The organism is Actinospineispora spinosispora DSM 44797, assembly GCF_000429025.1.
Classification (GTDB): Bacteria; Actinomycetota; Actinomycetes; order Mycobacteriales; family Pseudonocardiaceae; genus Pseudonocardia; species Pseudonocardia spinosispora.
In genome coordinates this window covers 110166-132029 of the sequence record NZ_KE386833.1, presented here as the reverse complement: position 1 = coordinate 132029, position 21864 = coordinate 110166, and the positions used below count along the sequence as shown (strand labels likewise).

The 21864-nt window shown below is 70.0% G+C and carries 23 protein-coding genes; 12 read left to right on the top strand and 11 right to left on the bottom strand.

The window, feature by feature from the left end; all coding sequences use genetic code 11:
• Nucleotides 1–3 precede the first annotated feature (3 nt).
• Both G406_RS0124230 and G406_RS49505 read right to left on the bottom strand, forming a co-directional pair.
• Nucleotides 4–1080: a zinc-dependent alcohol dehydrogenase gene (locus tag G406_RS0124230; protein ID WP_028935757.1), complete on the bottom strand. Its 1077-nt coding sequence runs from the start codon at nt 1078–1080 to the stop codon at nt 4–6.
• Entirely contained in the window at nt 1080–1727 is a 648-nt protein-coding gene (locus G406_RS49505) for an isochorismatase family protein (protein ID WP_211241251.1), read from the bottom strand. The genes G406_RS0124230 and G406_RS49505 overlap by 1 nt, the downstream gene beginning before the upstream one ends.
• 304 nt (nt 1728–2031) lie before the next feature.
• Here G406_RS49505 and G406_RS0124220 point away from each other — a divergent pair, with 304 nt between their 5' ends.
• From G406_RS0124220 to G406_RS49500, 5 genes are read left to right on the top strand one after another with little or no spacing between them, the layout of a single operon-like run.
• Complete coding sequence (locus G406_RS0124220) at nt 2032–2778, top strand: SDR family oxidoreductase (RefSeq protein WP_028935756.1); 747 nt, start codon at nt 2032–2034, stop codon at nt 2776–2778.
• 14 nt (nt 2779–2792) lie between these two features.
• Nucleotides 2793–5171 (top strand): xanthine dehydrogenase family protein molybdopterin-binding subunit, encoded by a 2379-nt coding sequence (locus G406_RS0124215; protein WP_028935755.1) that lies wholly within the window; start codon nt 2793–2795, stop codon nt 5169–5171.
• Complete coding sequence (locus G406_RS0124210; protein ID WP_028935754.1) at nt 5168–6007, top strand: FAD binding domain-containing protein; 840 nt, start codon at nt 5168–5170, stop codon at nt 6005–6007. Before G406_RS0124215 ends, G406_RS0124210 begins: the two co-directional genes overlap by 4 nt.
• Nucleotides 6000–6497 carry a (2Fe-2S)-binding protein gene (locus tag G406_RS0124205; RefSeq protein ID WP_028935753.1) on the top strand — a complete coding sequence of 166 codons (498 nt, stop codon included), beginning with the start codon at nt 6000–6002 and terminating at the stop codon, nt 6495–6497. The genes G406_RS0124210 and G406_RS0124205 overlap by 8 nt, the downstream gene beginning before the upstream one ends.
• Nucleotides 6497–7177, top strand: coding sequence for an SRPBCC family protein (locus G406_RS49500; protein ID WP_037078312.1), 681 nt, complete (start codon nt 6497–6499; stop codon nt 7175–7177). Before G406_RS0124205 ends, G406_RS49500 begins: the two co-directional genes overlap by 1 nt.
• Here the strand turns inward: G406_RS49500 and G406_RS49495 are convergent.
• A complete protein-coding gene (locus G406_RS49495) occupies nt 7083–7775 on the bottom strand; it encodes a GntR family transcriptional regulator (RefSeq protein WP_051342593.1) in 693 nt (230 codons plus the stop codon). The genes G406_RS49500 and G406_RS49495 overlap by 95 nt on opposite strands.
• Before the next feature lie 85 nt (nt 7776–7860).
• Here G406_RS49495 and G406_RS0124190 point away from each other — a divergent pair, with 85 nt between their 5' ends.
• The gene (locus tag G406_RS0124190; RefSeq protein WP_028935752.1) at nt 7861–8631 is read left to right on the top strand and encodes a maleate cis-trans isomerase family protein; all 771 of its coding nucleotides are present in this window, start codon (nt 7861–7863) and stop codon (nt 8629–8631) included.
• Here G406_RS0124190 and G406_RS49490 read toward each other — a convergent pair.
• From G406_RS49490 to G406_RS49485, 6 genes are all read right to left on the bottom strand, one after another.
• On the bottom strand, nt 8598–9311 hold the full coding sequence (locus G406_RS49490; protein WP_051342590.1) for a GntR family transcriptional regulator: 714 nt from the start codon (nt 9309–9311) through the stop codon (nt 8598–8600). The two genes, G406_RS0124190 and G406_RS49490, sit on opposite strands and share 34 nt — an antisense overlap.
• An 86-nt stretch (nt 9312–9397) precedes the next feature.
• The gene (locus G406_RS0124180) at nt 9398–9619 is read right to left on the bottom strand and encodes a hypothetical protein (RefSeq protein WP_028935751.1); all 222 of its coding nucleotides are present in this window, start codon (nt 9617–9619) and stop codon (nt 9398–9400) included.
• 111 nt (nt 9620–9730) lie between these two features.
• Complete coding sequence (locus G406_RS0124175) at nt 9731–12205, bottom strand: ABC transporter permease (protein WP_028935750.1); 2475 nt, start codon at nt 12203–12205, stop codon at nt 9731–9733.
• Nucleotides 12205–12903 carry an ABC transporter ATP-binding protein gene (locus G406_RS0124170; protein ID WP_028935749.1) on the bottom strand — a complete coding sequence of 233 codons (699 nt, stop codon included), beginning with the start codon at nt 12901–12903 and terminating at the stop codon, nt 12205–12207. The genes G406_RS0124175 and G406_RS0124170 overlap by 1 nt, the downstream gene beginning before the upstream one ends.
• Nucleotides 12903–13829, bottom strand: coding sequence for a M15 family metallopeptidase (locus tag G406_RS0124165; protein ID WP_245607205.1), 927 nt, complete (start codon nt 13827–13829; stop codon nt 12903–12905). Before G406_RS0124165 ends, G406_RS0124170 begins: the two co-directional genes overlap by 1 nt.
• Nucleotides 13826–14158: a hypothetical protein gene (locus tag G406_RS49485; protein WP_051342589.1), complete on the bottom strand. Its 333-nt coding sequence runs from the start codon at nt 14156–14158 to the stop codon at nt 13826–13828. Before G406_RS49485 ends, G406_RS0124165 begins: the two co-directional genes overlap by 4 nt.
• A gap of 89 nt (nt 14159–14247) precedes the next feature.
• Between G406_RS49485 and vanR-Sc the strand changes: the two genes are divergently transcribed.
• Nucleotides 14248–14922, top strand: coding sequence for a VanSc-type vancomycin resistance response regulator transcription factor VanR (gene vanR-Sc / locus G406_RS0124155; RefSeq protein WP_028935747.1), 675 nt, complete (start codon nt 14248–14250; stop codon nt 14920–14922).
• A gap of 17 nt (nt 14923–14939) precedes the next feature.
• Nucleotides 14940–16022 carry a sensor histidine kinase gene (locus tag G406_RS0124150; RefSeq protein ID WP_028935746.1) on the top strand — a complete coding sequence of 361 codons (1083 nt, stop codon included), beginning with the start codon at nt 14940–14942 and terminating at the stop codon, nt 16020–16022.
• Nucleotides 16023–16094: 72 nt separating this feature from the next.
• Here the strand turns inward: G406_RS0124150 and G406_RS0124145 are convergent, their stop codons facing one another.
• Entirely contained in the window at nt 16095–16427 is a 333-nt protein-coding gene (locus G406_RS0124145) for a hypothetical protein (RefSeq protein WP_156935132.1), read from the bottom strand.
• A gap of 363 nt (nt 16428–16790) precedes the next feature.
• Here G406_RS0124145 and G406_RS0124140 point away from each other — a divergent pair, with 363 nt between their 5' ends.
• The gene (locus G406_RS0124140) at nt 16791–17795 is read left to right on the top strand and encodes a TerC/Alx family metal homeostasis membrane protein (RefSeq protein ID WP_028935744.1); all 1005 of its coding nucleotides are present in this window, start codon (nt 16791–16793) and stop codon (nt 17793–17795) included.
• A gap of 43 nt (nt 17796–17838) precedes the next feature.
• On the opposite strand, the gene G406_RS49480 is transcribed toward G406_RS0124140, so the two are convergent.
• Entirely contained in the window at nt 17839–18339 is a 501-nt protein-coding gene (locus G406_RS49480; RefSeq protein ID WP_084216355.1) for a type II toxin-antitoxin system PemK/MazF family toxin, read from the bottom strand.
• Between the two features lie 109 nt (nt 18340–18448).
• Here G406_RS49480 and G406_RS0124130 point away from each other — a divergent pair, with 109 nt between their 5' ends.
• The 3 genes from G406_RS0124130 (at nt 18449) to G406_RS0124120 (ending at nt 21859) form a co-directional block, all read left to right on the top strand.
• Nucleotides 18449–19408 carry an aldo/keto reductase gene (locus G406_RS0124130; RefSeq protein ID WP_028935743.1) on the top strand — a complete coding sequence of 320 codons (960 nt, stop codon included), beginning with the start codon at nt 18449–18451 and terminating at the stop codon, nt 19406–19408.
• A gap of 85 nt (nt 19409–19493) precedes the next feature.
• On the top strand, nt 19494–20387 hold the full coding sequence (locus G406_RS0124125; RefSeq protein ID WP_028935742.1) for a LysR substrate-binding domain-containing protein: 894 nt from the start codon (nt 19494–19496) through the stop codon (nt 20385–20387).
• A gap of 131 nt (nt 20388–20518) precedes the next feature.
• Complete coding sequence (locus tag G406_RS0124120; RefSeq protein WP_084216354.1) at nt 20519–21859, top strand: MFS transporter; 1341 nt, start codon at nt 20519–20521, stop codon at nt 21857–21859.
• Nucleotides 21860–21864: the final 5 nt, after the last annotated feature.

Sequence of the window (21864 nt, the reverse complement as noted above, 5' to 3'; positions counted from 1 at the left end):
CGATCATGGGAGCTCCGGGAACACGGTGGAGCGCAGGGACAGCGGGTCGCCTGCCGCGGCGGTCAGCGCCTTCTCCGTGTCCTCGATCGCGTAGCGGCCGGTGCACAGGAGTTCGAGCGGGTAGCGGCCCGACTCAATCAGTCGTAGCGCGGGCGGTACGGCACTGCTGGGCCGGCCCCGGACGCCTCGGATGGTGAGCACCTTCCGGTTCATCGCGTCGACGAGTGAGTCGGCGCCGGCGCCGCTCCCGGAGGCGACTCCGATCTGGACGACGGTGGCGCGGTCGCCCGCGACGTCGAGCGCGGTCTGCAGCGCGGGTGCGGAGTTGGCCGCGTTCAGCACGACGTCACCCAGCAGACCGCCGGTCACCTCGGTGATCCGCTCGACGACATGATCGGTGAACACGTGATCGGCGCCGAGCGCCCGCGCGACCTCGAGCCGCCGGTGGTCGGCCGAGGTCCCCACGGCGATCACCGTGCCCGCGCCCGCCTCCCGGGCGCCGATCACGCAGGCCAGCCCGTGCGGGCCGGGACCGACGATGATGGCCGTGCCACCGGGTTGCAGGCCGCCGATCCGACTCACCCAGTCGAGCCCGTTCGAGATCGGGATGTACAGCTGGACGAGTTCGGCCGAGATGTCCTCGCTCACCCGATGGACGATGGCCTGCGGATGGAGGTAGAGGTAGTCGGCGTAACCGCCGTAGAGGCCTGAGCCGCTGTGGATGGACTTTCCACCGTAGCGCGGCACCCGGCACATCTGGTAGCTGCCGGCGAGGCAGGCCCGACACGTCCCGCACGGGAGGTACTCCTCGACGACGATGCGGTCGCCCGCCCGTACTCCCCAGCGCGCCGCCGCCGTCTCCCCGATCTCGGTGATGCGCCCGACGAGCTCGTGGCCGAGCACGCACGGCAGCTCGTAGTAGGGGTTCACACCGTGGTAGGCGGCCGTGTCGGTGCCGCAGACGCCGGTCGCCTCCACGCGCAGCAGCCCGTCGTCTGCGGCGATCGACGGGAGCGGCAGCTCGTCGATCGTCACGGTCCCCGGGCCGCGCAGCACCGCGACCCTGCTCGTCGTCGTCATCAACGCACCTCTCGTTGGATGGATCGCGCGAGAACGGCGCGAGCGGCGTCCAGTGAGACCACCTCGCCGTACTTCGCCTGGATGTCGAACAGCGCCGCGTCGTGCGGCTCCCGGGCCCGGTCCACGACCGAGGGCTCGGGCACCAGCACCCGGTATCCGTGCTGCATCGCGTCGACGACGGTGGCCCGCACGCATCCGGACGTCGTGGCGCCGGTGATCACGACGCCGTCACACCGGTGCTCGGCGAGCAGTGCGGCGAGCTCCGTCCCGAAGAAGCCCGACGCGAACAGCTTCGACACGACCGGCTCGTCCGGCAGCGGCGCGACTCGCTCGTCCACCTGCGCCCACCGGCTGCCGACCACACACTCCGCGAGCGCTGGCATCTTCTCCAGGAACGGCGCCGCCGCCCGTGCACCCGCGCTGTCGTACTCGATGCGGGTGAAGATCCTCGGCGCACCGGCCTGCCTGGCCGCCGCCAGCAGTTGCGCGGTGGCCGTCACCGCGTCGTCGGCGGGGCAGCCCAGTGCCGACGACTCGTCGGTGAACCCGTAGGTCAGATCGACCACGACCAGCGCGGGACGGTCGATCGGGCGCTGGGTCATCCCGATTCGTCGTTCCCGGTAGAGCTCGGCGGCTCCGAGGGACATCACCATCTCCTTGATCAACACTGAGCTTGAATGGCATACCAAAGCAATGCGATCGGCGGGATTGCCCGTACTGGGCCGACCGGCATGCTCGGAGTGGATAGAATTCTGTTTGGACCGAAGTCTCAGTGTGCGGTCGCAGACTGTCAAGTGTCTCGCGGATTTAACTGCTGTTATTACTCAGTGTAGTGGATCAAGCTGTGATCATGAGTGGCTCAGATCACTGTCTTACAGCCCATTTCCATCGGATCGGCCTGGGAGTTTCACGATCGATGGCATACCATCTGGACTTCACGAAGGAGGTCAGATGCTCGAAGGTCGGGTTGCGCTGGTCACCGGCGCCGGCAGTGGGATCGGGGCGAGCTGCGCTCGCGCGCTCGCCGAGGCCGGGGCGAACGTGCTGGTGCTGGACGTGAACGAACAGGCCGCCGACACCGTGGCCGCCGCGATCGGTGGGCGGGCCGTGGTCGTCGACCTGGCGGACCTCAGCTCGGTCGACACCGCCATGGCCGGGCTCGAGCCCGACATCGTGGTGAACAACGCGGGCGTCCAGCATCTTGCGCTGCTGCACGAGTTCCCGCCGGAGCAGTTCACCCGGCTCCTCGACGTGATGCTCCAGGCACCGTTCCGGATCGCCAGGGCCGCGCTACCCCGGATGTACGCACAGGGCTGGGGCCGGTTCGTCCACATCACGTCGATCCGAGGCACCCGAGGGGACCAGCGCAAAGCCGCCTACGTCGCCGCGAAGCACGGCGTCGAGGGACTCTCGAAGACCATCGCGCTGGAAGGCGCCACGTACGGGGTCACGTCCAACTGCATCAGCCCCGCATGGGTGGACACCCCGCTGACCCACGAGCTGGCGACCCGTCAGGCCGCGATCCGGGGCACGACGGCCGAGGCGGTCATGCGCGACGTCATGCTCGGCGGCGCCGCGATCAAGGAGCTCATCGACGCCGACGAGATCGCGGCGCTGGTGACCCATCTGTGTTCCCCGTCGGCTCGGCACACGACGGGCACCTCCATCCCGATCGACGGCGGCTGGCTGGCCGGATGAGGAGAGACCGATCGATGACACCCACCACACGCAGACACGGCGTCGGAGCCCGCTCCCCCCGGCTGGAGGACGAACGCCACCTCGCGGGGCGTGCCGCGTTCATCGCCGACCTACGACTACCGGGCCTGCGCGAGGTCGCGTTCGTCCGCAGCCAGGCGGCGCACGCGCGGTTGCTGTCGGTGCAGCGCCCGGACGGAGCCGAGGACACCGTCTGGACCGGCGCCGACCTGGCACCCTTCGCCGAGCCGCTGACCGCGACGTCGACACTGACCGGCTTCCGAACCGCGCCGTTGCCCAACCTCGCGACCGACAAGGTGCGCTACGTCGGAGAACCGGTCGCCCTCACGGTCGCGCCGACCCGCGCCGAGGCCGAGGATCTGGCGTCCCGGGTCGTCGTCGACCTGGAGCCGTTGCCTGCCGTCGCCGACTTCCACGCCGCGCTGGCCGGCGAGGCGCTCGTGCACGACGAGTGGCCGGACAACATCTTCGCCACGACGTCCGGCGACATCGGCGACATCGAGCGCGCCGCCGCCGACGCGGACCTCACGATCACCCGCGAGTACCGGATGAACCGCCAGGCCGTCGTGCCGTTGGAGACCCGAGGGGTCGCGGCCGCCTACGACCGGGCGACGGGCCAGCTGACCGTCTGGTCCTCCACGCAGACCCCGCACATGATCCGCGACATGATCGCCCTGCAGCTGGGCGTCCAGACGCGCCGGGTCCGGGTGGTCGCACCCGACATGGGCGGCGGTTTCGGCGCGAAATGCTCCGTGTACCCGGAGGAGATCGCCCTGGCCGCCATCGCCATGCGCCTCGATCATCCGATCCGGTGGGTCGAGGACCGGTGGGAGTCGATGGTCGCGTCCACCCACGCGCGTGATCACCACTACCGGGTCACCGCGCACGCGACCGCCGACGGGACGCTGCTCGGGCTCGAGGCCGACATCGTCGTGGACAGCGGTGCGTACTCCGTGCATCCGTGGACCGCGACGATGGATGCCACGATGGCCGCCGGGATGATCCCGGGCCCCTACAAGGTGCGCAACTACCGGTTCCGCACTCGCAGCGTGGCGAGCAACAAGACCCCGTCGGGGCCGTACCGGGGTGTCGCAAGGCCCGGTGCCTGTTTCGCCATCGAACGCACTCTCGACGACCTCGCCCATGAACTGGGTATCGAGCCGATCAAGATGCGGACGCGCAACATGGTGACGCCTGCCGACATGCCCTACGAGTCGGTGATGAAGAAGGTCTACGACAGCGGCGACTACGCCGAGGCGGTCCGCCGCGCGGCGGCGCTCATCGACCACGACGGATGGCGCGCGAAGCAACGGGAGCTGCCCGGTGCCGCGCGGCACCGGATCGGCATCGGCTACGGATCCTTCACCGAGCAGACCGCGCACGGCTGCATCGAGTGGGCGTCCCGGGGCCTCGCGCTCACGATCGGCACCGAGGGCGCACGGCTGGAGATGGACGCGACCGGCGCCTTCACGCTCGCGGTGGGGGTCAAGAGCCACGGTCAGAGCCTGGAGACGACGCTCGGCCAGGTGGTCAGCGAGGTCTTCGACATCGACCCCGCTGATGTCACGGTGCTGCACGGCGACACCGCGCTGACCCCGCGCGGCGACGGCACGTTCGCCTCGCGGTCCATGGTGATGTCGGGCGGCGCGACCTACGGGGCGGCACGCGAGCTCAGCGGCAAGGTGCTGCGCATCGGTTCGGTCCTGCTCGGGGTGCCGGTCGAACAACTGGAGCTGCGGGACGGGGCGGTCCACGGACCCGACGCCTCGCTGCCCTATGCGCGGCTGGCCAAGGAGTTCCTCTTCACGCCCGACCACGTGCCCGGCGTCGAGCCCGGCCTGGAGGTCACCCACTTCTACCGGCCTGAGGTACAGACCGGGGCCTTCACCTACGCAACCCACGCCGTCGTCGTCGACGTCGATCTGGACACCGGAACCGTCGCGCTGCTCGACTACGCGATCGTCGAGGACTGCGGGACGATCGTGAACCCACATGTCGTCGACGGTCAGCTGATCGGCGGGATCGCGCAGGGGATCGGCTGTGCGCTGCTCGAGGAGCTCGTCTACGACGAGGAGGGACAGCCTCGGTCGACGAGCTTCCTCGACTACCTGCTCCCGGGCGCCACCGAGGTTCCGGAGATCAAGATCGGACACATCGAGACGCCGTCCCCGTACACGGTGTTCGGGATGAAGGGCGCGGGTGAAGGCGGAGCGATCGCGCCTCCCGCCGCCATCGGCAACGCCGTCACCGACGCGCTGCGCGAGTTCGGCGCCCGGATCAACGAGACACCGATGACCCCGGCCAGGGTCTGGGAAGCGCTCCAGACCGCGGTGCTCAGCGACGAGCCGAGGCCGGTCGAGGAGATGGTGTCGTGAAGCCCGCACCGTTCACCTACCACCGTCCGCACACCGTCGAGGCGGCCACCTCGCTGCTGCGCGAGCACGGCGACGACGCCAAGATCCTGGCCGGCGGGCAGAGCCTGCTCCCGATCATGAACATGCGCCTGGCCGAACCCGCCCATCTGGTCGACATCACCGCCATCGGGGAGCTGCGCCAGCACACCGAGACCGCTACCGGCGTGCGGTACGGCGCGGCCACGACGCACATGCACATCGAGGACGGGCTGGTCCCCGACGTCACGCTCGGCCTTCTCCCCCACGCCGCGCATGGCATCGGTTACCGGGCCATCCGCAACCGGGGCACGATCGGTGGGAGCCTCGCGCACTCCGACTCCAGCGCGGAGTGGCCGACCGTCCTCTCCGCGCTCGACGCGGTCGTGCACACGGCTTCGGCCGACGGTGGACGTCGGATCCCGGTCCGCGAGCTGCTGAGGGGCTTCTTCACCACCGCTCTCGACCCGGCCGAGCTCATCGTCGCCGTCGAGGTGCCTCGGCTACCGGAAGGCACACGGTGGGGGCTGTACAAGATGGCGCGCAAACCCGGTGAGTTCGCCGAGTCGCTCGCCGTGGCGCTGCGCCACGGCGACGAGCTCCAGCTGTGGCTGGGGGCGGCCCGCGACGTCCCGATCCGCCTGACCGGCACCGAGAACCTGATCGGGGACCGAGCCGGAGGATCGCCGGACCTCAGCGTCGCCGATCTCGTCGAGACGGTCGGCGCCGACACCGGCGCCGACGGTCACAGCCGGCAGCTGCATGCGGCCGCCGTGCACCGCGCACTGAGGGCAACCGAGAGGCAGGACAGTCATGTCTGACGTCACCGTCGGGCTCACCGTCAACGGGAGAAGGCTGCGGGTGACGGTGCCCGCGCGCACCACGCTCGCCGATCTGCTCCGAGACCATCTCCACCTCACGGGTACCCATCTGGGCTGCGAGCAGGGTGTGTGCGGCGCGTGCACGGTACGGCTCGACGAGCTGACCGCACGCGGTTGCCTCGTGCTCGCCGCCGCGTGCGAAGGCGCCGAGGTGGTCACCATCGAGGGCCTCGACGACCCGGACGCGCAGCGGCTACGCGGCGCGTTCTCCCGGGAAGGCGCCCTGCAGTGCGGGTTCTGCACTCCGGGGATGGTGCTGGCGGCTCACGATCTCGTGCGGCGGCGAGAGGTGCTCACCCGGGAGGAGACCGCTGTGGCGATGTCGGGGAACATCTGCCGCTGCACCGGGTACAACGGCATCGTGCGCGCCGTCCAGTCGGCCACCGTCGAAGGCATCGAGCACGACATCGACCCCGAGGTGGCCGGCTGATGGAACTGGTCAACGAGTTCACCGTGCCCTCGGACACCGACCATGTGTGGTCGCTGCTCGGCGACGTCGCGCGGATCGCGCCGTGCCTGCCGGGAGCAACCGTCGAACCACTCGACGACGGCAGCTACTCCGGCGCCGTCGCGGTCAAGGTCGGTCCGATCAAGGTCCACTACCGTGGGACGGCCGCGTTCCGCGAGCGTGACGAACGCGCGCTGCGCATGGTCCTGGACGCTCAGGGCCGTGAGACGAGCGGCAAGGGCTCCGCCGCGGCGGTGATCAGCCTGACCTTGCACGACACCGCTCCCGGCGACGGCACACGGGTCGAGATACGGACCGATCTGCAGGTCACCGGCAAGGTCGCACAGTTCGGCCGCAGCGCACTGAACGACGTGTGCGCCAGGATGATCGACGTCTTCGCCGGTAACCTCGAAACGCTGCTCGCCGCCGACCGGGCCGGCACGCACGTAGGCACGGCCCCCTCGGCGGAGTCCGCGCCCGCCGGCGAGTTGGATGTGCTCGCGCTGCTGGGTCCGCTCGCGCGGCGGGTGGTGCCCCCGGTCCTGTCGTTCATGGCCGGGGCGCTGGTCAGCTGGCTGGCGACTCGCTATCGAGCTGTTCGTACCGCAGCACCGCCCGCTGCGCTGTCCGGATGTGCACCTTCATCAGCATCTCCGCCGTGACGGCGTCCCGATGACGCAGCGCGTCGAGGATGTCGCGGTGGTGCTCGACGCTGCGCCGCAGGTCCGCGTCCGTGTAGCGCAGAAAGGTTCTGCTCACCAGCGGCAGACCGAGCACCCCGTTGAGCAGGAACAGCAACTGATCGTTGCGGGTGGCCCCGAGGATCAACGCGTGGAACTCGTTGTTGAGCGTGGCCGCCTGCTGCCGCGAACAGTCGGGTGCATTGACGACCGCTTCGTAGGCCGCGAGGTTGGCCTCCAGCTTGTCGATCGCCGCGTCGTCGATCTTCTCCGCGGCCACCGCGGCGACGTAGCCCTCGACGGTCGCCCGCAATCCGTAGATCTCGTTGATCTGGTCGCGGCTCCATCCCAGGACCTGCGCGCCGCGGTTGCGTTCCAGTCGGACGAGCCCCTCCGAGCTGAGCTTGCCGAACGCCTCCCGGACCGGAGTGCGGCTCATCCCCATCGACTCGGCGAGCGACCGCTCCCGCAACCACGTCCCCGGGGCGAACTCCCCGGACGCGAGCCGGTTGACGATCTCGAGATACGCACGCTGCGCCGACGACCCCGCATCGACCGGACTGCCCTCGTCGGACGCCATGACTCACCCCTCCGACCGAGCACGTTACCAATGCGACCGCGCTCGACTCCGGCACGACCACATCCGCGCGATCCCAGGAGACTCCATGCCCCAGCACCGCATCGGCCTGATCGTCCCGAGCTCCAACACCACGATGGAGACCGAGGTCCCCGAGCTTCTGCACCGCCACGGCGTCGCCTCCGGTGAGCGGTTCACCTTCCACTCCAGCCGTGCACGGCTGCACACCGTCGATCCCGAGTCCCTGCACCGCATGGTCGGCGAAGGCACACGGTGCGCGCGTGAGCTGGGCGACGCCCGGGTGCACGTCGTGGGCTACGCGTGCCTGATCGCGCTGATGGCCGAGGGACCGAGAGCACACGAGCGCATCGAACCAGTGCTGGCCGAGGTGGCCGCCACGGCCGAGGACCCGACGCCGATCGTCAGCAGCGCGGGCGCGTTGGTGCGGACGCTGCTCGACCTGGGGCTGCAGCGGGTGGCGATCGTGACGCCCTACCTCCCCGCGCTGACCCAGCTGGTGTTCGGCTACCTCGCCGCCTACGACATCGAGGTCGTCGACTCGGTGAGCCTCGGCGTGGCCGACAACCATCGCGTCGGTGAGCTGGACCCCGGCGGCCTGCCGGGCCACGTGAACCGGCTCGATCTGCGTCGCGCGGACGGTCTCGTGCTGTCCGCCTGCGTGCAGATGCCATCGCTGCCCTCGGTGCAGACCGTCGAGGACTCGGTGGGTCTACCCGTGGTCACCGCCGCGACCGCGACCGCCCGTGAGCTCCTCGCGGCCGTCGGGCTGCCGGCCGCCGTACCGGGAGCCGGGGCCGCGCTGGCTCAGCCGATGTCGAAACCCTTGCCCTCGAGATAGCGCAAGGAACACGCGAGGCTGGCGCTGAGGTGCTGGCGCAGCACCTCGGCGGTTCCCTCCGGATCCCCCGCCCTGATGCGCCGGACCAGCTCGGCGTGTTCCCTCGCCGCCGCCAGCTGTCGGTCCACATCCGGCAGGCTCGACATGACGTATCGCTCACACGTGTTCCAGAGCATGCACAGATGCCGTTGCAGCACACCTTCACCGCCGGCCCGGAAAAGCGCGAAATGGAACTGCCGGTGAGCGTGCAACATGTCTTCGGATGTCTGTGAAACGCGCCGATCGAACAAGTCGTCCATGCGCTCCAGCCATCGTTCCATCTCGGCGGCGAGCACCGGATCCTTGCTGGCCGCCGCTCTCCGCGCGGCAATCGGTTCGACCGCCTGGAGAATTTCGAACGAGTCACGCAGATCGACGACGCTCAACTCGCGCACCACGGTTCCACGACGAGGCAGGTTCACCACCAGGCACTCGGCCTCCAGCTGGCGAACTGCCTCGCGCAGCGGCACCCGGCTCACACCGAGCGACGCGGCGATCTCGTACACCGGAACCTTCGCACCCGGCTGCAATGTTCCCAGAACAATGCGATTGCGCAGCTCCTCGGCAACGAATTCCGTGATGGTGCCCGGCGCTTTCATCAGGCCGGAGTTCGGATCCGACTTCGCACCACTCGTCGACACAGCAACTTCACCAGTTTCCGAAAGATATTCCGCCGCAAACTATACAGCCGAGGCGGTCATCTCCGACGCACAACCGGTCTCCGCTCTCAGAGGCCATAACTCTGTCGGATGTACTCGTTGACCGGGCACACGGTGGCATGCGGTTCGTAGCGCGACCCGACATGGCTCTCCCGACGAGCGCGCCGTAGCTCGCGAAGTGCCTGCTGGTGTGTGGCCGGTCCGCCGCGCCGCCGCCTGACGATCATCACGGTCGCGGCGATGAGGAGCAGCGCTCCCAGACCGGTCAGCACGATCAACCACACCTGCATCTCAGACCCCTCCCTCTCCAGGGTCGGGTGCCACCTTACGGCGACATCGAGTTCCCTGAGTGTCCGTCACGGTCGCTCCTCGGCCAAGGGACTTGATCAAGAATTGAGGGGTCAGTCCAGGGCCAGCCCCTCGGCGGGAGTCACCCGGGCGGCCCGGCGCGCGGGAAGGACCGAGGCCAGGGCTCCGGCCAGCGCCGCGCCGAGGATGACCACCCCGAGCGAGGCCCACGGGATGTGCATCGTGACGTTGTCGAGGGCTCGTCTCACCACCGTCTCGCAGGCGACCCAGCCGAATCCCACACCGACCGCGGTACCCAGCAGGGACGCGACCAGCGACAGCAGGACCGCCTCGGTCGCCAGCATCCGTCGCAGCTGCCCTCGGGTGAGCCCGAGCGCACGCAGCAGTGCGTGTTCGCGGGCGCGTTCGAGCACGGACAGCCCCAGGGTGTTGGCGATCCCGATCAGGGCGATCGTCACGGAGACCGCGAGCAGGCCGAGCACCGACCAGATGAGGATGTCCAGCTGCCGGTTCCCGGCCGCCCGGACCTGCAGCTGGTTGTCGGCCTTCGTGCCCGTCGCGTCGGCCAGCCGGCCCAGGTCGTCGACGAGCCCGATCGCCTCGGCGTTCTCGGCGGCGCGGACCCAGACGGCGCGGGGTTCCGGCGCGTCGGTGAGCTGCGCCAGGGTCTGCGGCGCGACCATGCCCGCCTGGCCCCAACCGCCGAGGAGGACGACGCGCAGCTCCACACCGCGATCCCCGACTCGCACCGTGACACGGCCACTGGGCTGGATGTTCAGCTGTGTGTGAGAGGACCGGAAGGCTTCCTTGTCGAGTCGGATCGTCCCCGGCTCGACCTGGGCGAACGCCCCGCCGTCGCGGGCCACCCGCGCCGCGTCCGGTGCGGTGAGGATCGGGATCGGCGCGTCCCACCCGGTGATGTGGCCGACGGTGCCGTCGACGGTGATGGCCTGCTCCACACCGGGAGTCCGACGCGCCCGGGTGAGGAGATCGGTGGTGACCGGCGTGCCCAGTGAGGTCAGCGTGGCGTCGATGGGCAGCCGCGTGTCGCGGTGGGAGTCCATCGCCGCCCGCCACGTGGCTCCACCGGTGAGTACCGCGGTGGTCAGGGTGACCCCGACCAGCAGGGCCGCGGTGGTGGCGGCGGTGCGGCGCGGGTTGCGCACGGCGTTCTCGACCGCGAGCCGCCCGGCCGGCCCCGCCAGTGGCGCGCCGACGACCCGGACCAGACGAGGGACGAGCACCGGCCCGAACAGCAGGATGCCGGTGAACAGCGCTCCACCGCCTGCCACCATGAGCACCCTGCTGCCTCTGATCATCGAGGCCCCGAGCAGCACCGGTCCGGCGACGACGAGCAGCGCGGCGAGCAGCAGCCGCACCCGGCCGGTGGCCGTGTGCACGTCGAGCGCGGCCCGAGGACGCAGCGCGGCCAGCGGATGCACCCGGACCACCTGCCTGGTCGGCAACCAGGACGCGACCATCGTGACCAGCAGGCCGACCGCGAACCCGCCCACCAGCCACGGCACGGGCGGTGCTGGCGCCGCCATCGGGGTTCGGGGCGCCAGGGTGTTGATCACGGCGATCAGTGTGTAGCCGAGGGCGACACCGACCAGGGTCCCGGCGAGCGAGGCGAGCACCCCGAGGACGGCCGCCTCGCGGCGTACCGACGCCGTCACCTGCCGCCGTGTCGCGCCGACGCAGCGCAACAGCGCGAAGTCGCGCAGGCGACCGGCGAACAGGATGGAGAACGTGTTCGCCACGACCAGGACCGACACGACGAGCGCGACACCGGCGAACAGCGACGACATCACCGCGAACGCGTCCGTGCCCTTGTTGAGCTTGGTCAGTGATCGCTCCACGTACTCCCGCGCCGGCCATGCGATCGTGGCGTCCGGGAGCCGGCCGACGTCGCCGCGCACCGCCACCTCCCCCACGATGAAGTCGGGCTGGTCCCGCCACCGCAGGTACTGCGACCAGGTGACGTACACCGAGGCCTGGGTCCAGGTCGATGGCGACTCCACGAGCCCGACCACGTCCAGGACCGTCGCGTCGGTGCCCTCGCCGACGCGGATCCGGTCCCCGACCGCCACGTGCCAGGCGTGCGCGTCCCAGACGTGCACGGCCGCTTCGCCCGGCCGAATCGGGAAGCGGCCCGCGTAGAGCTTCTGCCAGCGCAGCTCCGGTGCGTCGGCGATCGGCCCTACGGTCGTTGCTCCCCTGTCCTCGCCCACACCGAGCGGGGCGCCGTCCGGTCCGTGCGCCGGCAGCAGGATCCGGCCGAGCCCGGCCGCGTTGTGGCCGAGGCGTTCGACGAGCCCGATCGCGGCCGACGGGTCCATGAGCTCGGGGCAGCATGCCGGGCCACGGGCGGGTGCGGCGGGGTCGGCGCGGACCACGTAGTCCGCGCCTCGGTAGGGCGACCCGTCGGTTTCCATGATCCCGGCACGCGCTCCGGCGGTGAGCACACCGATGACGACGACGAAGGCCACCGAGACGAGCACCGCGACCGCCGCGGCCAGGTAGCGGCGGGCGTGGGTGCGCAGCGAGGCGCGGAACACGGTGCGCATCAGGCGATCCCCCCGTCCCGCATGGTGACCACGTCGTCGGCCTGGGCCGCCGCGTCCTGATCGTGGGTGACCATCACGACGGTCTGGCCGAGCTCGCGCACCGACCGGCCCAGATGCTCCAGCACCTCCGCGGATGTGGCGCTGTCCAGGTTCCCGGTGGGCTCGTCGGCGAACAGCAGGTCCGGCCGGGTGATCAGGGCCCTGGCGATCGCGACCCGCTGCTGCTGGCCGCCGGACAGCTCAGAGGGCCGGTGACCGAGCCGGTCGGCCACGCCGAGGATCTCGGCGAGCGTGCGCGCGCGCTCCGTCGCCGCGTCGTCGACCCGGCGACCGCCCAGCTCGAGCGGGAGCACGATGTTCTGCTCCGCGGTGAGCATCGGCAGCAGGTTGAACGACTGGAACACGAACCCGACGTGCTCGCGGCGGAAGATCGTGAGCGCGTCGTCGTCGAGCGATCCCAGTTCCGTGGCCGCCACGGTGACCGTGCCTCGGTCGGCCCGGTCGAGCCCGGCCAGGCAGTGCATCAGCGTGGACTTGCCCGATCCGCTCGGCCCCATGATCGCGGTGAACCTGCCTCGGGGCAGATCGAGATCGACACCGCGCAGCGCATGCACCTCGGCGTCGCCCCGGCCATACACCTTGGTTAGTCCCCTGGCGCTGGCGGCCAGCGTGGTGGTGGCCTCGACGTCGCTGGTCATCACTGCATCCTCGGGTCGTGTGTGGGGTCGGCGTACAGCTGAGGGCAGCCGCGAGAGGCTGCTGCGGGGCGGAGTTCGAAGTGCCAGGGCTCGTTGCGGTAGACCCGGCACAGCCCGTACCCGGCGCCGTGTTCGGACAGCCATGCCGCGGCATCGGCCGGCCCGATGTCGACCGCGTCACCGGAGACGTGCCGGGAGGTGTCCGCCGTGGCGACCCACCGGGCGGCCTCGGCGTGCGAGCCGTACTCGGAGACGGCCTCGCGCAGCAGCTGCTCCTGGTACCGGGCGGAACGCCAGCCGCTGTTGACGTGGAACGTGACCCCGTCGCGCCGGGCGTCCCTGGCAGCCGTGCGCAGTGCCGTCAGCAGAGCCGGGTCGAGCCTGGCCACGGCCGGGACGGAGTCGAAGACCGTCACCTCGCCGGAGACGGCACCATCGGCCCTGCCGAGTGCGCCGCCGCGGTCGCCGAGCGGGGAACCACCGGGTGGTGACGGAGGACGCCTCGGCTTGTCGCCCGCCTCCGCCGAGTGCGCGCCGACATCGGGCGGCGTCGACAGCTGGTAGCCGAGGACCGCGATCGCCGAGGCGACGGCCACCGCGATCAGGACCAGGATCGCCGACCGAGCGAGACGGGTGGATGCCCGCGGCCGCTCACGGTGGACCACGCGGTGGACCGGGCCGCTGTGTGGACGACGCGGCGGAGGCGACTGTCGGCATGCCGCCGACATACGCCGGTCGGTGACCTCGGAGAGACGTCCTCGGTGATCGCCGACGCCCCGCCCCGCCCGGCACGGGGCGAGCGTCATGGGCTGGGTCGGGGAAGAATCGCCGAAGCGATCGTCGCGCCGGTCACGAGATCGACCGACCAGCACTTCGGTCGTGGCAACGGGGACCAGGGCGGCCGGCACCCGGCTCGCCCGCTTCATCCGTTCCCCTTCCCGGGAAGGATGTCGTGGCACTTCTCGCCCGCGGCCTTGAACTCCGGTGAGTCGCCCTGGTACTGGATGCTCCCGTCGGCGCCGGGGTCAGGGAAGTCCTTCACCCCGTTGTCACGCATGCACCGGGCGAGTTCGGTGAGCTTCGCGGTCAGCTCGGGATTCGGGGTCGTGGCCGGGGTGGGGGTCTCGGCGGGTGCGTTCGAACAGCCCGCACTCATCAGTGCGGCCAGGGCGAGGGTGGCCAGCAGGCGCCGGGCCGGTGCCGAGGGGGAGGCCGGGGGCCGGGCCGCTGCGCGTGCTGATCCGTTGTGGGTCATGTGCACAGTCAAGGCAGCGTGGTGTTGCCGGCACGTATCCGGATTTCGATATGCCGGCGATATGCGCCGCCTCGTAGCATCCCGGGACCATGCGCGTGTTGATCGTCGAGGACGAGCCCTACCTGGCCGAAGCCATCCGTGACGGGCTGCGTCTGGAGGCGATCGCCGCCGACATCGCGGGCGACGGCGACACCGCCCTGGAGCTGCTGGCCATCAACGCCTACGACATCGCCGTCCTCGACCGCGACATCCCCGGGCCCTCCGGCGACGAGGTCGCCGAACGCATCGTCGCCTCCGGGAGCGGCATGCCGATCCTGATGCTGACCGCCGCCGACCGCCTCGACGACAAGGCCTCCGGCTTCTCACTCGGTGCCGACGACTACCTCACCAAGCCGTTCGAGCTGCGCGAGCTCGTGCTCCGGCTCAGGGCGCTGGACCGTCGCCGCGTGCACAACCGGCCACCGGTGCGGGAGATCGCCGGACTGCGGCTAGACCCGTTCCGCCGCGAGGTCTACCGGGAGGGCCGCTACGTCGCACTCACCCGCAAGCAGTTCGCCGTGCTCGAAGTGCTCGTCGCCGCCGAGGGCGGTGTCGTCAGCGCCGAGGACCTCCTGGAACGAGCCTGGGACGAGAACGCCGACCCGTTCACCAACGCCGTGCGCATCACCGTCTCGGCGCTGCGCAAACGCCTCGGTGAGCCCGCGATAATCGCCACCGTGGCAGGCGTCGGCTACCGCATCGACACCGAAGGGGCCCCGGGGTGAGCGACAGGAAGCCCGGCGTGAGCGTTCGCCTCAAACTCACGCTCAGCTACGCGGGGTTCCTCATGCTGGCCGGGGTCCTGCTGCTCACCGCGGTGTGGATGTTCCTCCTGCCGCGCAGGCCCGCCATCACGTTCGTGCCGCACCTCTCGGATTTCGGGCGCGTGCTCGTCCCCGGGAACTTCGGCCCGGTCATCTTCATCCCGGCGGCGACCGCGGTGCTGGCGTTCCTGCTGGTGTTCGGTCTCGTCGGCGGATGGATCCTCGCCGGCCGCATGCTCGCGCCCCTGACCCGCATCACCGAGGCGACCCGGACCGCGGCGACCGGCTCGCTCTCCCACCGGATCCGGCTGCCCGGGCGCGCGGACGAGTTCCGCGAGCTCGCCGACAGCTTCGACACCATGCTCGCGCGCCTCGAGGCGCACGTCGCCGAACAGCGCAGGTTCGCCGCGAACGCCTCCCATGAGCTGCGCACCCCGCTGGCCATCACCCGGACGCTGCTCGACGTCGCCCGCAACGACCCGAGCCACGACACCGGCGAACTGGTCGACCGGCTCCAGGTCGTCAACACCCGCGCGATCAACCTCACCGAGGCGCTGCTACTGCTCGGCCTCGCCGACCGACGCTCGTTCACCCGGGAGACGGTCGACCTGTCCCTGCTGGCGGAGGAGGCGACCGAGACGCTCCTGCCGCTCGCGGAGAAGCACGGCGTCAGGATCGAGACGTCCGGCGACATCACCCCCACCACCGGCTCGCAGGCGTTGCTGCTGCAGCTGACGACGAACCTCGTGCACAACGCGATCGTCCACAATCTGCCCGAACACGGCACCGTGCTGGTCAGAACCGACGTCCACCCGGACTGCGTGACTCTCGTGGTCGACAACACCGGTGAGCAGCTCGCCCCCGAGCTGGTGTCCACGCTCGCCGAGCCGTTCCAGCGCGGCACCGGACGCACCCGCGCCGACCACGCGGGAGTAGGGCTCGGCCTGGCGATCGCCACCAGGATCACCGAGGCACACGACGGAACCCTCACGCTCACCCCGCTGGCCGAGGGTGGCCTGCGTGTCACCGTGCGACTGCCCCCGGCGCACTCCGGCACCTGACGGTCAACCCGCCGAAGGCCTGTCTCGTTACGCGGGGCACGACTCCGTCCGGGCGAGGTTCGACCCGGCCCGTCAGATTCCGCACGCCGACTGGAGCATCCCGTTCTCCACACCGCCCGCCATCATCTGACGGAGCGCATCCTGGCACCTGGCGAGACCCGCTCCGTCATTCGGAACCTCGACCGGCTTCGCCTTGGCCTCGGCGAGGGACTTCCTGGCCTCGGCCAGCTCCCCGTCGCGCGTGGCGAGCTGGGCGGTCACCTGTCCGTGCTGCTGGCTGGTGCTCAGCCACAGTGTCGTCGTGACCGCGGCACCGATCAACGACAACACCAGCAGGACGGACAGGACAAGCACGGCGGTGTTCCGCCGGGCAGGGGCGGCGGGCTGGGGTGCGGGTTGGCTCACGGGATCTCCTGCTCGCTGGAACCGTTCATGGACGTGGACCGCTGCACTCGACCGCGACGTGGCGAATGCCCAGCGCGGCGTAACACCTAACCCAACATTCGTCGCTTCCATCCCAGTCGTTACCACGACGGACGGTCATTTTCATGATCACCACCGCCTCATGGCTGTTTTTCAGCCGAGAAACAGCCATGAGGCGGTGGTGATCATGAGTTTGGCCAACGCGGCCCGAGGGTTTCGCGGAGTGGGGTCGATGTGGCCGGTGAGGTTGGTGAGGTCGGAGGGGTATAACTGACGATCAGGTCAGGAACGAGCGGACGGCGTGGCTCGTTGTCAGGGCACCTGCATGTGTGACGGGGGAACTCGATGCTCGAGATCAGCTGGCTGACCTGGGCGGTCACGGTCGGCCTTGTGCTACTGCTACTCGCCGTCGACTTCGCGGTCGCCGCCTGGCGGCCGCACCGCGTGACGTTCCGCGAGGCCGTGCTGTGGTCGGTCTTCTACGTGGCCGTGGCGATCGTGTTCGGGGTGTGGTTCGCCTCGGCCTACGGGGGTGATGCCGGGACGCAGTACTTCGCCGGCTACATCGTCGAGAAGAGCCTCTCGGTCGACAACCTGTTCGTCTTCGTGATCATCATGACGACGTTCGCGGTGGCCGAGGAACACCGGCACAAGGTGCTGACGTTCGGCATCGTGCTGGCTCTGGTCATGCGGTCGATCTTCATCGCGCTCGGGGCCGCGCTGCTGTCGCTGTTCTCCTTCATGTTCCTGCTGTTCGGGCTTCTGCTGGTCTACACCGGGGTACAGCTGTTCCGGCACCGCGACGAGGACCCGGACGTCGAGAACAACGTGGTGGTGCGCAGCGCGCGGCGACTGCTCCCGGTGACCGACGACTACGTCGGCGGCCGCATCTTCACCAGGGTCGACGGGCGCCGGATGGTGACCCCGCTGCTGGTGGTGCTCGTCGCGATCGGCGGGGTCGACCTGCTGTTCGCGCTCGACTCGATTCCCGCGGTGTTCGGGGTGACCGAGGAGCCGTACATCGTGTTCACCGCCAACGCCTTTGCATTGCTCGGGCTACGTGCACTGTTCTTCCTGGTACAGGGCCTGCTGGATCGGCTGGTGTACCTGTCGGCGGGGTTGGCGGTGATCCTGGTGTTCATCGGGGTGAAGCTGGCGATGCACTGGGCCCACGTCGACATCAGCGCGTCGGTGCCGGAGATCTCCACACCGGTCAGCCTCAGTGTGATCATCGGCGTGCTGGTGATCGTCACGGTGGCCAGCCTGGTCAAGACCAGGCGTGACTCCACGCTGACCGCACACGCCGGGTCCCTGCGTGCGACCGCACGCGAGCGCGATTCCGAGCACTGAGCCCGACGGTCACAGTGGACGGTGCCGCCGGTCCGTCGGCGGATCAGGTCCAGCCGAAGCGGTCCCTCAGCTCACCCGCCACGCGGTCGAACCGGTCCCGAGCCAGCACCGCGCTCTCCCGCCGGATGCCGTGTTCGGGCACCTCGAACACACGGTCCAGCCGCACGAAAGACTCCCGGCCCTCCCGGTCCCAGCCACCCGAGCCGATGGGCAGCCAGTCGCGGTCGTCCGCCCGGTCGTGCTGGCTGGACAGCATCAACCCCAGCAGCGCACCGGTGCCGGCGCGGCCGACGATCAGCAGCGGCCGATCCTTGCCGCGCCCGTCGTTCTCCTCGAAGGGCACCCACGCCCAGACGATCTCCCCCGGGTCGGCGCCTCCGTCCGGGTCCGGCGCGTAGACGATCTGCCGGGACCGCTCGGCGGTGGGGAGATCGCGCACCACCGAGCTGCTCGACGCGGTCGGGCGGCCCGACCGGCGCAGCGAGCGGAGGGCGCGGGCGAGCAGCGGTGGGAGCGAGTCCAGGAATCCGGGCATGACGACCATGCTCCCACCCCGTCCGGCAATCAGGGTCGCCGCGCGGGCCTCAGCAGCCCCTCAGATTCGCGACCGGCGAGCCCGGAACATCGAACACGAACGACTCGTTGATCGCGGTGTGACTGAACTTCGCGCCCTCGGCCCGTCCGATCTCCTCGTGTCACCGTTCTGTCTGGGTGGCAACGTCTTCGGCTGGACAGCCGACAAGGAACAGTCGTTCGCGGTCCTCGACGCCTATGTGGGCGCGGGCGGCAACTTCATCGACACCTCCGACTCGTACATGAACTACTTCACCGAGCAGGGCAACGTGCCGGGGCAGTCCGAGACCATCATCGGCGAGTGGCTCGCCGCCCGGGGCAACCGCGATGACGTGGTCGTGGCGACCAAGGTCGGTGACCACCCGGACTACCTCGGTCTCGCGCCGGCCACCATCAAGGCGGCCGCGGATGAGTCCCTGAAGCGGCTGGGCAGCGATCACATCGACCTGTACTACACCCATTTCGACCGCGACGAGGCGATCCCGGTCGACGACATCATCGGCGCGCTGGACGGCCTGGTGACGGCGGGCAAGGTGCGCGCCATCGCCGCCTCGAACATCAGCCCCGAACGGCTCGCCGCCTCGCTGGAGTTCTCCGACCGCGAAGGCCTCGCCCGCTACGTGGCGCTGCAGCCGCAGTACAACCTCGTCTCACGCGACACCTACGAAGGGGCGAGGCGGGACATCGTGCAGCGGGAGGGACTGGCCTGCGTGCCGTACTTCGCGCTCGCGTCCGGCTTCCTCACCGGCAAGTACCGTCCGGGAAAGACCCTCGAGAACGTCCGGAACATGCCGGGGCTCGCCGGCGGGTACGCCGACACCGAGCGTGGCGTACGGGTGCTCGCCGCGGTGGAACAGGTCGCGCAGGCCCGAGGAATCGAGATGGCGACGGTCGCGATGGCCTGGCTCGCGCAGCAACCGACCGTGGTGGCGCCGATCGCGTCCGCGCGCACCGTCGACCAGCTGCCGGCGCTGGTGGCCATGGACGACGTTCATCTGTCCGATGCCGAGCTGCAGCTCCTGGACGCGGCCTCGTCCTGACGCGACCAGGTGCGCTCCGAGGTCGATCCTCCGCTCCACTGAGACGTGTTCCGCGATAATCTCGGTGACCGCGCAGGGAGGTCACATGGAGCTGAGGCACCTCGCCGGGTTCGTCGCGGTCGCCGAAGAGCTCCACTTCGGACGGGCGGCCGCGCGGCTGCACATGTCGCAGTCGCCGCTGAGCCAGCAGATCCGGTTGCTGGAGCGGGACCTGGGTGTCGACCTGTTCGAACGCAGCACCCGCTCGGTGCGGCTCACCGCGGCCGGCCGTGCCTTCCTCGAACCGGCCAGGGACGTACTCGCCTCGGCATCGGTGGCCCGCAGGGCCGCCCGGACGTCGGGCCACGGCGAGGTCGGCCAGGTGTCCCTCGGCTTCGCCGGGGTCAGCAGTGCGGTGACGCTGCCCGTCCTGACCCGGGCGGTCGCCGGGCGGCTTCCCGGTATCGAGCTGGCGCTGCACGGCCCGCAGTACTCGGGTGAGACGGTCGGCCGCATCGCCGACGGCAGCCTCGACCTCGGGTTCGCGTCCGTCTCGGGGTCGCGCGGGGTCGCCACCCGCCTGGTGCGGCGGGATCCGCTGATGGTCGCGGTCGCCGACGTCCACCCGTTCGCCGAGCGACCTTCGGTCGCCCTCGCCGATCTGACCGACGAGCGTTTCGTGGCGTTCCCTTCCGGTCGCGGTTCGGAGGTGCGCGAGCTGGCGATGCGCTCGTGCCTGGAGGCCGGGTTCAGCCCCGGAGTCGTACAGGAGGCGCCGGACTCGTTGAGCCTGCTCGCCATGGTGGGCGCCGGGGTCGGTGTCGCGCTGGTCGTCGAGGCGGCACGGACCATCCGGCTCGATCACGTGGTGTTCGTACCGCTGGAGGAACCGGCTCCGGTACTGCAGGTCTGCCTGGTGTGGCGGCACAACGACGACTCGGCGATCCTGCGCGCGGTGCTGGACGTCGCGGAGCAGGCACTGCCCACACCGACGGATTGAGTCGGAAATCAGCTCACCGCGCGCCAGGATTGGTCTTGGACCAATCCTAATGTGCGATGACATGGTGTCCCGGTCACACATCCTCGGTCGCCGACGCGACCCGAGGAGGCAGGCTCAGAGAGGAGCACGCCATGACCGAGCAGCGCACCGGTCCCCCGGCGCCGGCCACGATGACCCGTGACGCTCGCCGCGCCGGAATCAGCGCCTTCGCGGGCACCACGCTCGAATGGTTCGACTTCTACATCTACGGTTCGGCCGCGGCACTGGTGTTCGGCAAGGTGTTCTTCGCGGGCGCACCCGCCGCGATCGGGACGCTCGCCGCGTTCGGCACCTTCTGGGTGGGTTTCCTCGCCCGTCCGCTCGGCGGCCTGATCTTCGGGCACCTCGGCGACAAGCACGGCCGCAAGTCGGCGCTGATCATCACGCTGGTGATGATGGGACTGGCCACCATCTGCATCGGTCTGCTGCCCGGCTACGCCCAGATCGGTGTGCTCGCACCGATCCTGCTGGTCGTGCTGCGCATGATCCAGGGGGTCGCGGTCGGCGGCGAGTGGGGCGGGGCGGTCCTCATCGCCACCGAGTACGCACCGCCGGGCAAGAAGCTGCTCTACGGGGCCTTCGCCCAGCAGGGCTCCCCGGTCGGCAACCTCCTCGCCACGCTGTCGTTCCTCGCCGTCGCCCAGCTCCCCGACCACGCGTTCATCGAGTGGGGATGGCGCATCCCGTTCCTGGCCTCGGCCGCCCTGATGATCGTCGGGCTGTTCATCCGGCTCCAGCTGAGCGAGACGCCCGAGATGACCAGGCTGCTGGAGCAGAAGAAGGACACCGGGCTGCCCGCCAAGGTCGTTCTGACCCGCTTCCCAGGGCTGGTGGCGCTGGGGGTGTTCGCCGGCGTCGCCGGGGTCGCACTGACCTACGTCAAGAGCACGTTCGTGCTGTCCTGGGCCACCGAGGGCGACACTCCGCTGTTCGACCGGTCCGTGTTCCTGACCATCATCGCCCTCTCACTGGCGGTGCAGGTGATCGGTCAGCCGTTCGGCGCGGTCCTCGGTAACCGGATCGACCTCAAGCGCGCGGTGTTCTGGATGCTGCTCCCCGAGATCGTCTTCCTGCCGCTGCTGTTCGTGCTGGTCCAGACCGGTTCGTTCTGGTGGGCGGTCGCGGGCATGACGCTGGCCACGCTGCCGCACGCCATGTACTACGCGGTCATGGCGGGCATGCTCGCCCCGGCCTTCCCGACCGAGGTCCGCTACACCGGCATCTCGCTGTCCTACCAGTTGTGCGCGACGCTGTTCTCCGGCACCGCGCCGTTCGTCTGCCAGCTGCTGCTCACCACGACCGGGACCATCTGGTCGGTCGTCGCGCTCGGCCTGGCCTACGTGGGGATCACGCTGGCCGCACTCGTCCCGCTGCTGCGTCGCATCCCCGATACCGGGCAGCACTCCGCGACCGCGCCCGCTCCGGCGCACTGACCCAC

Bases quoted from the DNA above. Each gene is read 5' to 3' on its own strand.
- G406_RS0124230 (WP_028935757.1), bottom strand. From the start codon at position 1,080: ATGACGACGACGAGCAGGGTCGCGGTGCTGCGCGGCCCGGGGACCGTG.
- G406_RS49505 (WP_211241251.1), bottom strand. From the start codon at position 1,727: ATGTCCCTCGGAGCCGCCGAGCTCTACCGGGAACGACGAATCGGGATG.
- G406_RS0124220 (WP_028935756.1), top strand. From the start codon at position 2,032: ATGCTCGAAGGTCGGGTTGCGCTGGTCACCGGCGCCGGCAGTGGGATC.
- G406_RS0124215 (WP_028935755.1), top strand. From the start codon at position 2,793: ATGACACCCACCACACGCAGACACGGCGTCGGAGCCCGCTCCCCCCGG.
- G406_RS0124205 (WP_028935753.1), top strand. From the start codon at position 6,000: ATGTCTGACGTCACCGTCGGGCTCACCGTCAACGGGAGAAGGCTGCGG.
- G406_RS49500 (WP_037078312.1), top strand. From the start codon at position 6,497: ATGGAACTGGTCAACGAGTTCACCGTGCCCTCGGACACCGACCATGTG.
- G406_RS49495 (WP_051342593.1), bottom strand. From the start codon at position 7,775: ATGGCGTCCGACGAGGGCAGTCCGGTCGATGCGGGGTCGTCGGCGCAG.
- G406_RS0124190 (WP_028935752.1), top strand. From the start codon at position 7,861: ATGCCCCAGCACCGCATCGGCCTGATCGTCCCGAGCTCCAACACCACG.
- G406_RS0124180 (WP_028935751.1), bottom strand. From the start codon at position 9,619: ATGCAGGTGTGGTTGATCGTGCTGACCGGTCTGGGAGCGCTGCTCCTC.
- G406_RS0124175 (WP_028935750.1), bottom strand. From the start codon at position 12,205: ATGCGCACCGTGTTCCGCGCCTCGCTGCGCACCCACGCCCGCCGCTAC.
- G406_RS0124170 (WP_028935749.1), bottom strand. From the start codon at position 12,903: ATGACCAGCGACGTCGAGGCCACCACCACGCTGGCCGCCAGCGCCAGG.
- G406_RS0124165 (WP_245607205.1), bottom strand. From the start codon at position 13,829: ATGAAGCGGGCGAGCCGGGTGCCGGCCGCCCTGGTCCCCGTTGCCACG.
- G406_RS49485 (WP_051342589.1), bottom strand. From the start codon at position 14,158: ATGACCCACAACGGATCAGCACGCGCAGCGGCCCGGCCCCCGGCCTCC.
- vanR-Sc (WP_028935747.1), top strand. From the start codon at position 14,248: ATGCGCGTGTTGATCGTCGAGGACGAGCCCTACCTGGCCGAAGCCATC.
- G406_RS0124140 (WP_028935744.1), top strand. From the start codon at position 16,791: ATGCTCGAGATCAGCTGGCTGACCTGGGCGGTCACGGTCGGCCTTGTG.
- G406_RS49480 (WP_084216355.1), bottom strand. From the start codon at position 18,339: ATGGTCGTCATGCCCGGATTCCTGGACTCGCTCCCACCGCTGCTCGCC.
- G406_RS0124125 (WP_028935742.1), top strand. From the start codon at position 19,494: ATGGAGCTGAGGCACCTCGCCGGGTTCGTCGCGGTCGCCGAAGAGCTC.
- G406_RS0124120 (WP_084216354.1), top strand. From the start codon at position 20,519: ATGACCGAGCAGCGCACCGGTCCCCCGGCGCCGGCCACGATGACCCGT.